Raw genomic sequence first — 9786 nt, forward strand, 5'->3', positions numbered from 1 at the left:
CGAAGGCGGTACTCCCGGCGCTGAACACAGCGGATCACCCCCGGTCGCTGCGACCAGTCGATGCGAAGCATCTCCCCGTCAGGCAGCCGCCTCGTACAACTTCGGTGCAACCACTTCGCCACTTTCCAGGCTCTTGCGCAGAATGTCGGCCTGCAATGCCGCCGCTTTCATGGCGCTCTCCTTGATATAGCCATAGCCACGAATTCGCTCCGGCAGACGTGCCAGGTTCAAGGCGGTATGGCGGTTCTGTGCTTGCAGGTGCTGAAGAATCAGTTCGATGTCACGCACGTAACCGTCAATCAGCTCCCTCTCCTGTTTGCGCTCAAGGCTGTGGCCGAACGGATCGAGCGCTGTGCCACGGAGGAATTTGAATTTCGCCAATACATTGAAGGCGCGCAGCATCCAGGGGCCGAAACTGCGTTTGCGCGGCAGGCCGTTGTGCGGATCGCGTTTTGCCAACCATGACGGGGCCAAGTGGAATTCCAGCCGATAATCGCCTTCAAACTGCGCTTCCAACTGGCGGGTAAACTCGCCGTTGCTGTACAGCCGTGCCACTTCGTATTCATCCTTATAGGCCAGCAATTTGAAATAGTTGAACGCAACCGCTTCAGAGAGCATCGGCTGCTGACCGGGAAACACGCGTGATTCGGTATCGCGCACACGTTGCAGCAACTCCACATAGCGCTTGGCATAGGCGCCGTTCTGATACGCCTTCAAGGTTTCGACATTACTCTGAATACGCTGATCAAGGTCCATTGGCTGCTGCGGCTCGCTGACCTTCTGCTGCGGATTGACGAAGGCTTCGACCGCCGCAGGATCATGGGCGGTACGACGGCCCCAGAGAAACGCCTGCTGATTGAGATTGACCGCCACCCCGTTGAGTTCGATCGCCTTTTCGATGGCCGCCGAGGTCAGCGGAATCAGGCCCAGCTGAAACGCGTAACCGAGCATGAACAGGTTGCTGGCGATGCTGTCGCCCATCAGCCGGGTGGCCAGCGATGTGGCTTCGACGAAGTGGGTCTTCGCAGCGCCGACCGCCTCGATGATGGTCTGCTTCATGGCCTCGGCCGGAAACACGGCATCCGGGTTGCGCGTAAACTCGGCAGTCGGCGTTTGCTGGCTGTTGACCACCGCGTGGGAAATCTTGCTGTCGAGCTTGGCAATCGCATCCGGCCCTGCCGCTACCAGCAGGTCACACCCCAGCAACAGATGCGCCTCCCCAGCCGCGATACGCACCGCGAACAAATCCTGCTGACGCGCTGCAATACGGATGTGGCTGACCACCGGGCCGAATTTCTGTGCCAACCCGGCCTGATCGAGCACGCTGCAACCCTTGCCTTCCAGATTCGCGGCATAACCCAGCATCGCACCGACGGTGGTTACGCCTGTTCCGCCAACCCCCGGCAACAGAATATTGAACGGTCGCTCCAGCGACGGCAGTACAGGTTCGGGCAAGCGAGCGAACGCCTCGACTTGCTTGGGCAATGCTGGCTTGCGCAGCTTGCCGCCATGCACGGTGACGAAGCTTGGGCAGAAACCTTCGACGCAGCTGAAATCCTTGTTACAGGCGCTCTGATCGATTTCGCGCTTGCGGCCCTGAGCCGTTTCCTTGGGCAGCACAGACAAGCAACCGGATTTAACCCCACAGTCGCCGCAGCCTTCACATACAGCCGGATTGATCAACGCACGCTTTTCCAGATCCGGCATGGTGCCGCGTTTGCGACGGCGGCGCTTTTCAGTCGCGCAGGTCTGATCGTAGATGATCACCGATACGCCTTTGAACTCACGCAGCTCGCGCTGCACACTGTCCAGATCACGCCGATGATGAAAGGTAGTAATCGGCGCGAAATCCTGTCGACTCGGGTACTTGTCCGGCTCGTCGGAGACCAGCGCAATACGCTGCACGCCCTCGTTGAACACCTGGCGGCTCAGTTGATCGACGCGCAGTACTCCGTCGATTGGCTGGCCACCGGTCATGGCAACGGCATCGTTGTAGAGAATCTTGTAGGTGATATTGACCTTGGAGGCCACGGCTGCACGCAGCGCCAGATGCCCGGAATGAAAGTAAGTACCGTCGCCCAGATTCTGAAATACGTGAGGTGTTTCGGTGAACGGTGCCTGACCGATCCAGGTCACGCCCTCGCCGCCCATCTGGGTGAAGGTATCGGTTTCCCGATCCATCCAGATGGTCATGTAATGGCAACCGATCCCGGCCAGGGCGCGACTGCCTTCCGTCACACGTGTCGACGTGTTGTGCGGGCAGCCGGAACAGAAATGCGGAGTGCGTTGGGTGTTGAACAGCGGAGCCTGAAGTGCCTGTTCCTTGTCGCTGAGAAACTGTAGATGTGCCTCAATCTGCGGGCTGCTGTAGAACGGCGCAAGACGCTTGGCGATGACCCTGGCGATCATTGCCGGGGTCAGTTCGCTGAGGTTCGGCAGCAGTGAACGGCCCTGTTCATCGAACTCACCGACCACCACCGGGCGGAGGTCCACGGGCCAGTTGTAAAGCTGCCCGGTCAGTTGATCTTCGATGACACTGCGTTTTTCCTCGACCACCAGAATTTCATCCAGCCCTTCGGCAAAGTCGTGCACCGAGACCGGTTCCAGCGGCCAGCTCATGCCGGCCTTGAGCACGCGAATCCCGACCCGGTCGCACAGCTCCTGATCGATACCCAGCTCTTCAAGCGCCTGACGCACATCCAGATAGGACTTGCCGGTAGTAATGATGCCCAGCCTGGGCTGCGCAGAATCGATAACCACCTTGTTGAGCTGATTGGCACGCGCGAAGGCCCTGGCCGCGTAGATCTTGTAGGTGTTGAGCCGCGCTTCCTGGGCCAGCGGCGGATCCGGCCAGCGGATGTGCAAAAACCGCCTTCCGGCAGTGCGAAATCTTCCGGAATGCGCGTTTTGACCCGCAGTGGGTCAACCTCGACCACGGCTGAAGAATCCACGTTCTCGGCAATGGTTTTCATCGCCACCCAGCAACCGCTGTAACGCGACAATTCCCAGCCGATGATGCCGTAGTCGAGAATTTCCTGAACATTGCTGGGGTTGAGTACCGGGATCATCGAAGCGATAAACGCATGTTCGCTCTGATGGGCAATGGTCGATGATTTGCAGCCGTGGTCATCGCCCGCAAGAATCAGTACACCGCCATTGGCTGCAACGCCTGCCGAGTTGCCGTGCTTGAAGACATCCCCGCAACGGTCCACGCCCGGGCCTTTACCGTACCAGAGGGCAAACACGCCATCGTATTTGCCGTGGGGGAACAGGTTGACCTGCTGACTGCCCCAGACGGCCGTAGCCGCCAGTTCTTCATTGATGCCCGGCTGAAAATGGATGGCGTTTTGTTGCAGGTAGTCCTTGGCGTCCCAAAGGCTTTTGTCCAGATTGCCCAACGGCGAGCCGCGGTAGCCGGAAATAAAACCGGCGGTATTCAGGCCCTGCGCTTCATCACGTTGTTTTTGCAGCATCGGCAGGCGAGTCAGGGCCTGTGTGCCGGTCAGGTACAGATTACCGGTGGCAAGCCGGTATTTATCATCCAGACGAATATCAGCCAGAGACATGCGGATACCTCTCTTGTTCTTGTCTTGTTCTTGTCTTGTTCTTATAGGTGTCAGGCTTTTGCGCAGGGACGGTCCAACCCGGCAGCCTTGCCATTAGACTGCCAGCAGCAAAGAGGCTTTTTCTTTCTAAATGCGTGCAAATCTGCTGATATTGAGCATGCTTTTTTCGACCAGAACAAAAAAAAAGGTCAATTCATGCAGCCTAAATTGAGCCCCATCGATCGCAAGATTCTTCGTCTACTGCAACATGACGCCAGCCTGTCGGCGGCAGAAATCGCCGAACGGGTCGAGTTATCGCAATCGCCCTGCTGGCGGCGCATCCACCGGCTTCAGGAAGACGGAGTGATAGAACGCACTGTCGCCCTGCTCAGCACTCAGAAGCTCGGCCTGAGCATGACCGTGTTTGTCGAGGTCAAGCTGTCGGGCCATGGCCGGCGCTATCTGGCCGAATTCGAAGAAGCGATCATCGGCCACCCGGAGGTGCTGGAGTGCTACACCATGGCCGGGGGGATGGATTTCATGCTCAAGGTGGTTGCCCAGGACATCGCCAGCTATGAGCGCTTCCTGCGCGATCATTTGCTGCAGTTGCCGCACGTACATGAGGCCCATTCGAACATTGCCATGAGCACGGTGAAACGCACCACGGAGTTGCCGCTGGACTAGAGGGTGTCGGGTGGGAACGAAAAAGAAAAATCCGCCGAGCAGGCGCTGGCGGATTATCTGGGTCGATGAGGGCAATAAAAACATTTGACTTGCAAATGATAATGATTATTATTGCATCAGCGGGTCGCGAGATCCGCTGGATAACCTGGAAGTCTTAGGTCGGCTTCCTGATTATCTCCTCATCAGGCTAATCACGGTTTTTGACCCAGCTTTTTGCCGGGTCTTTTTTTGGTTCTTTCTTTTGGTTTCGCTGCTTCAGGCTAATGAAGTCCGGGTACTGCGCAGGTGTTTAGCAATGGCGCAGATCATAGCAAAGCAACCCTGATACGGGTCATGTTTTTGCAGCGAAAATGCCCGGATAAGGCATATAAAAAGTAAATGCTGCAACTTTTCACTTGAGAATGATTCTCGTATTCACTAGTCTACTCTTGTCACGGACGATGCCTGTCATTGCAAGGAACAATCCCCATGGAAGATCAGCGAGCGATACATCATGAGTAATCAGCTCCCTTCTTTGCTGCACCTCCCCGCCCGCCTGCCTGAGGCGCAACCCGCGCCGCAGGTCATCGAACTCGGCCACCGGCTTGGCAAGCTTTCGCGCCGTACCCGGCAGATATTTCTGCTCAGTCGGCTCGACGGTCTGGCGTATGCCGACATCGCCCGTTTCATGGATGTCGATATCGCCCGGGTAGAGCGCGCGATGCTTCGCGCACTGGGCAAGGCACATCTTCAGAGCACCGATGACAGCCGTGCCATTCAGGACCAGGCCAGCCGCTGGTATGTGCACTTGCAGAGCCCTGCTGCAACGGCCAGTGAACGCATCGAATTTCGCCACTGGCTGGACGCCGATGCTGCACACCTTTCAGCGTTCCAGAACAGCGAGCGCATGTGGTGCCAGTTGCAGGCACCCGCCTTGTTGCTCGGTGCGTCCGGCTGGCATCGGCGCAAGCGACGTGCCTATCTGGTGTGGTGCCTGCTGACGGCATTCATCTGCAGCCTGATGGTCACCGCCGAGGCTATTTCCTGACGCAAGGATGACCGTTGCGATGAAGTTTACGTCGCAAGGTGCCAGGTTGATCGGTGTACAGTAGCGGCCTGAAAAGGCATCTACGTAAGCAGGCACCTATCTTGACCCTCACGATCAGTTCAGATTTCGACAGCGGCAATATTCAGGTTCTCGACGCAAGCGACCCCGCGCATATAAGCCTGGCGATCCGGCCAGATACGCAAAGTGCGCATTTCCAGTGGTTTCATTTCAAGGCTGACGGCCTGAACGTCGGCCAAACCTATGGTTTCAGCCTGACCAATGCCAGCGAGTCCACCTTCAACAATGCCTGGACCGGCTACAACGCCGTAGCGTCCTACGACCAGCAGAGCTGGTTTCGGGTGCCGTCCGGTTTTGACGGCAAGGCACTGAACTTCAGCCTTGCGCCTGACCAACCGCAGGTCTGGTTTGCGTATTTCGAACCCTACAGCCGTGAGCGCCATGACCGGCTGATCGAACAGGCACAGGAAAAGGCCGGCGCACACTTGCTGGCTGTCGGCAAAAGTGTCGAGGGTCGTGATATTCAGCTGCTGCGCAAAGGCGACAGTGCCGAAGGCAAGCGCAAGATCTGGATGATTGCCCGGCAGCATCCCGGCGAGCACATGGCTGAATGGTTCATGGAAGGCGTGATCGAACGCCTTCAGCAAAAAGACGACGCAGTGCTGCAGCAATTACTCGCCAACGCGGACCTGTATCTGGCGCCCAACGTCAACCCGGACGGCGCCTTTCATGGCCACTTGCGTACCAATGCCAACGGCAAGGATCTCAACCGCGCGTGGCAAGACAGCACTGAAGAACAAAGCCCGGAAGTCTTTTTCATCAAGCAGCAGATGGAAAAATACGGCGTGGACATGTTCCTCGACGTGCACGGTGACGAGGAAATCCCCTACGTATTCACCGCCGCGTGTGAGGGCAACCCGGGGTACACCGCGCATCAACGCCAGCTTGAAGAGCGCTTTCGCAGCCGACTGTGCGAGGTTAGCGACAGCTTCCAGACGGTCTACGGCTACCCGCGCAGCGCGCCCGGCCAGGCCAATATGAACCTGGCGGCAAATGCCGTGGGCGAACGCTATAAATGCCTGGCGCTGACGCTGGAGATGCCGATAACGCCCCGGACCCGGTGGCAGGCTGGTCAGGCAAACGCTCCGCGCAACTGGCCGGGGATGTATTGACCGTGCTGGCCGAGATGGTTAACGACCTGCGCTGAGGGCTCCTACCTGTCGGCGAACCGAAATGCCCACTTAAACGTGGGCATTTTTGTTTTTGCTGGCTGTACGGCGTACGATCAAACTCGCCAATGCGATTAATGCCAGCGTGATCACCACTGCTCCGTAGACATTGCTGGTCATCACCAGCCCTGCCGAGTGGGCAAAGAACCCGGCAACCAGTGCCGGTATGCAGAAGGCCAGGTAGCTGAGTACCAGAAAGGCTGACATCAGCCCTCCCCGCTCATGGGCATGCGCGGTTGGCATGAGCATCCGCAGTGCGCCCAGAAAACTTGATCCGAAACCGATGCCCGCCACCACGGCACCGACGAAGAACAGCCACAACATGCCCAGGTTGACCGCCAGCAGAATGACCGCCACACCGAGCGGCAAAAAGCTTGCGCCTACCCACAATCCCAGCACCGGCTCGCGCTGACGCAAGCTCAGAATCGCCAGCGCGCCACTGAGCGTCAGCGCCGCAACCGCCAGGCCACCGTTGAGTGGCGAGTTCAAGCCAGTCGCCGCTGCCAGCAAGGATGGGCTCAGCGACAGAAAAAAACCGCCCAGTGCCCAGGCTGCTATATCCACCGGCAGTACCAGCCATAACATACGCCGCGACTGCTGAGGAACGTGCAGCGATGGCTTGAGGGACTGCCAGACGCCTGGCTGGCGGCTGACGGTTTCTTCCACTCGGCCAAGGTAAATCGCTTGCGCCACAAAGGCGGCCAACAGGAAGCAGTAACCCAGCACCAGTGGTAACGGCGCGAACTGCACCAGCAGTGCCGTGCCCAGTGCTCCCACCGCCATGCCGAGCATGGGCGAGATGCTGTTGATCAGCGGCCCTTTGACTGAATCGCTGTCCAGCAAGGCAGCCCCCAATGCACTGGCAGCAAGTCCAGTAGCAAACCCCTGCAACAGACGCGCGACCATCAGCCAGCTAACATCGCTGACAAAAATGAACAGCAACATCGAAACGATTTGCAGCAGCAAGGCACCGAAAATCACCGGACGCCGCCCCAGGTAATCAGACAACGAGCCGCCGATCAGCAAGGCGGCCAGCAGGCTGAATGCATACACTGCAAAAATCAGGGTGAGCACGCCGGACGAGAAGCCCCATGCCTCCTGATACAGGTGATAAAGCGGCGTGGGTGTGCTGGACGCGGCAAAGAAGCACAGTGTGGTGAAGGCCAGAAACCCGAGATGGCTTCGCGCCCGGCCATCAGACTTGAGGTCTGATAGCGTCGAACCTTGTGAAGGAAGGGACATGAATACGCTCTCCGCCAATGCAACCTGTTAAAGCCATAAATTAGCTTTTGCGGAGTGTGCGACGCAGGAGCGCTTAAAGCAAATACTTTGTGTTAAGGTCCGCCGTATGGCTATCAAAGAAGCAGTACGCACCGGAGGCCGCAGCGCCCGAGTGCAGGAATCCATTCACCGCGCGGTCCGCGATTTGTTGCTGGAGCATGATCGTTCGGCGCTCAGCGTGCCAATGATCGCGCTCCGGGCGGGCGTTACGCCGTCGACCATTTATCGCCGCTGGGGTGACTTGACCACCTTGCTGGCAGACGCTGCCATTGAGCATCTGCGCCCTGATGCGCCAATAGATCAAGGCAGTCTGCACCAGGACCTGCTGACCTGGAGCGAAATGTATCTCGACGAAATGTCTTCGACTCCAGGTCGCGCCCTGATGCGCGATGTGGTCGCCAGCACCTCTGGCTGTGTAGGCAGGTGCGCGGCAATGGTCCGTGAGCAATTGCAGGTCATGATTGATCGTGCGACGGCTCGCGGCGAAGCCTCGCCGACCGCCGACGACCTGATTGATGCCATCGTTGCGCCGATGATCTACCGGATTCTGTATTCCGAATCGGCCCCCACGCCCGAACGCGTGCGTCAATGGGTCGAGCGCTGCCTGAGCTGAGGCAACACTTGCTGCAGTCAGTGGCTGAAACTCCCGTTATGATGCGCGCCTTGTCCGATATCAATGACCGAGCCTATTCATGCACACCCTCGCAGATCTACGCGCCGGCAAGCTGGCAGGTATCAAACGGCTTGACCTTTCCTGCGGCCTGAGCGAATTCCCGGTCGAGGTATTCGACCTGGCGGACACCCTGGAAGTATTGAACCTCAGCGGCAACTCGTTGACTTCGCTGCCTGACGACCTGTGCCGCCTTACCCGGCTGCGCGTGCTGTTCGCGTCAGACAACGCGTTCACGCACCTGCCGGAAAGCATCGGCCAATGCCAGCAGCTGCAGATTGTCGGCCTCAAGGCCAATCGCATTGAACAGGTCAGCGCCGCAGCACTGCCACCGCGCCTGCGCTGGCTGATACTGACCGATAACTGTATCGAGTACCTGCCTGATGAACTGGGCCGTCGCCCGGACCTGCAAAAGCTGATGCTCGCTGGCAATCGCTTGCGTACGCTGCCCGCGACCCTCGCTGATTGCCACAAACTGGAGCTGATCCGCATTGCGGCCAATCGCCTGACCGAGCTGCCGGACTGGCTGCTGAGCCTGCCTGCCCTGGCATGGCTTGCCTATGCCGACAATCCACTGTGCGCCGAGCACCGTGCCGAGCCGATCCGTCAGATCCCGTGGCATCAGTTGAGCATCGGTCAGCGCTTGGGCGAAGGCGCTTCCGGGATCATTCAGCAGGCGCTCTGGCAGCACGCAAACAATGAGCGAATGACGGCGGTCAAGCTGTACAAAGGCAGTGTCACCAGCGATGGCTCACCGCTCAATGAAATGGCCGCCTGCATCGCCGCTGGCCGTCACGCCAACCTGATCGAGGTGCTCGGGCAAATCAGCGGGCATCCCGATCAACAGCGTGGCCTGGTCATGGAACTGATAGCGCCCGACTTCGGCAATCTTGCCGGGCCGCCGAGCCTGGAATCCTGCACCCGTGATGTCTATGCCCGCGAAACACGCTTTTCGCTGCCGGTACTGTTACGTATCGCCGAAGGCATCGCGTCGGTCACTGCGCACCTGCATGCCAACGGCATCACGCATGGCGATCTTTATGGCCACAACATTCTTGTGCAGGAGGATGGCAACTGCCTGCTGAGCGACTTCGGCGCGGCGTCGTTTCACCCGTCAGCGGTACAGGGAAAGGCGCTGGAGCGCATCGAAACACGGGCATTCGGTATCTTGCTGGGAGAATTGCTGGAGCGCTGCGATGCAGATGAGCAGAACCAGAACGTCATCGAGGGGCTAAGGGCGCTTCAGGCGAGTTGCGTACAGACTGATTGCCAGCGACGACCGTCACTGGCGGAGATTCTTCTACAGATAAAAGCATGGAGCGCGTAAAGCGC

The 9786-nt window shown here is 58.5% G+C and carries 5 protein-coding genes and 2 pseudogenes; 5 read left to right on the forward strand and 2 right to left on the reverse strand.

Annotation, left to right across the window (positions count from 1 at the left end):
* Window positions 1–78: 78 nt before the first annotated feature.
* Window positions 79–3566: pseudogene (locus ALO64_RS16255) on the reverse strand (indolepyruvate ferredoxin oxidoreductase family protein).
* A 195-nt stretch (window positions 3567–3761) separates the two neighbouring features.
* Here ALO64_RS16255 and ALO64_RS16260 point away from each other — a divergent pair.
* From ALO64_RS16260 to ALO64_RS16270, 3 genes and pseudogenes are all read left to right on the forward strand, one after another.
* Window positions 3762–4229: an Lrp/AsnC family transcriptional regulator gene (locus ALO64_RS16260; RefSeq protein WP_002553253.1), complete on the forward strand. Its 468-nt coding sequence runs from the start codon at window positions 3762–3764 to the stop codon at window positions 4227–4229.
* A gap of 493 nt (window positions 4230–4722) precedes the next feature.
* On the forward strand, window positions 4723–5256 hold the full coding sequence (locus ALO64_RS16265) for a DUF4880 domain-containing protein (RefSeq protein ID WP_005731776.1): 534 nt from the start codon (window positions 4723–4725) through the stop codon (window positions 5254–5256).
* A 101-nt stretch (window positions 5257–5357) separates the two neighbouring features.
* Window positions 5358–6481, forward strand: a pseudogene (locus ALO64_RS16270) (M14 family metallopeptidase).
* A gap of 34 nt (window positions 6482–6515) precedes the next feature.
* Here the strand turns inward: ALO64_RS16270 and ALO64_RS16275 are convergent.
* Window positions 6516–7745 (reverse strand): MFS transporter, encoded by a 1230-nt coding sequence (locus ALO64_RS16275; protein WP_044343901.1) that lies wholly within the window; start codon window positions 7743–7745, stop codon window positions 6516–6518.
* A gap of 106 nt (window positions 7746–7851) precedes the next feature.
* Here ALO64_RS16275 and ALO64_RS16280 point away from each other — a divergent pair, with 106 nt between their 5' ends.
* On the forward strand, window positions 7852–8397 hold the full coding sequence (locus ALO64_RS16280) for a TetR/AcrR family transcriptional regulator (RefSeq protein ID WP_002553247.1): 546 nt from the start codon (window positions 7852–7854) through the stop codon (window positions 8395–8397).
* Between the two features lie 79 nt (window positions 8398–8476).
* Complete coding sequence (locus ALO64_RS16285; RefSeq protein ID WP_044343900.1) at window positions 8477–9781, forward strand: leucine-rich repeat-containing protein kinase family protein; 1305 nt, start codon at window positions 8477–8479, stop codon at window positions 9779–9781.
* Window positions 9782–9786 lie beyond the last annotated feature (5 nt).

It is taken from the genome of Pseudomonas meliae, assembly GCF_001400515.1.
In the GTDB taxonomy this organism is placed as follows: Bacteria; Pseudomonadota; Gammaproteobacteria; order Pseudomonadales; family Pseudomonadaceae; genus Aquipseudomonas; species Aquipseudomonas amygdali.

Coding starts and splice junctions, on each gene's coding strand:
- ALO64_RS16275 (WP_044343901.1), bottom strand. CDS start 7,745: ATGTCCCTTCCTTCACAAGGTTCGACGCTATCAGACCTCAAGTCTGAT.
- ALO64_RS16260 (WP_002553253.1), top strand. CDS start 3,762: ATGCAGCCTAAATTGAGCCCCATCGATCGCAAGATTCTTCGTCTACTG.
- ALO64_RS16280 (WP_002553247.1), top strand. CDS start 7,852: ATGGCTATCAAAGAAGCAGTACGCACCGGAGGCCGCAGCGCCCGAGTG.
- ALO64_RS16285 (WP_044343900.1), top strand. CDS start 8,477: ATGCACACCCTCGCAGATCTACGCGCCGGCAAGCTGGCAGGTATCAAA.
- ALO64_RS16265 (WP_005731776.1), top strand. CDS start 4,723: ATGAGTAATCAGCTCCCTTCTTTGCTGCACCTCCCCGCCCGCCTGCCT.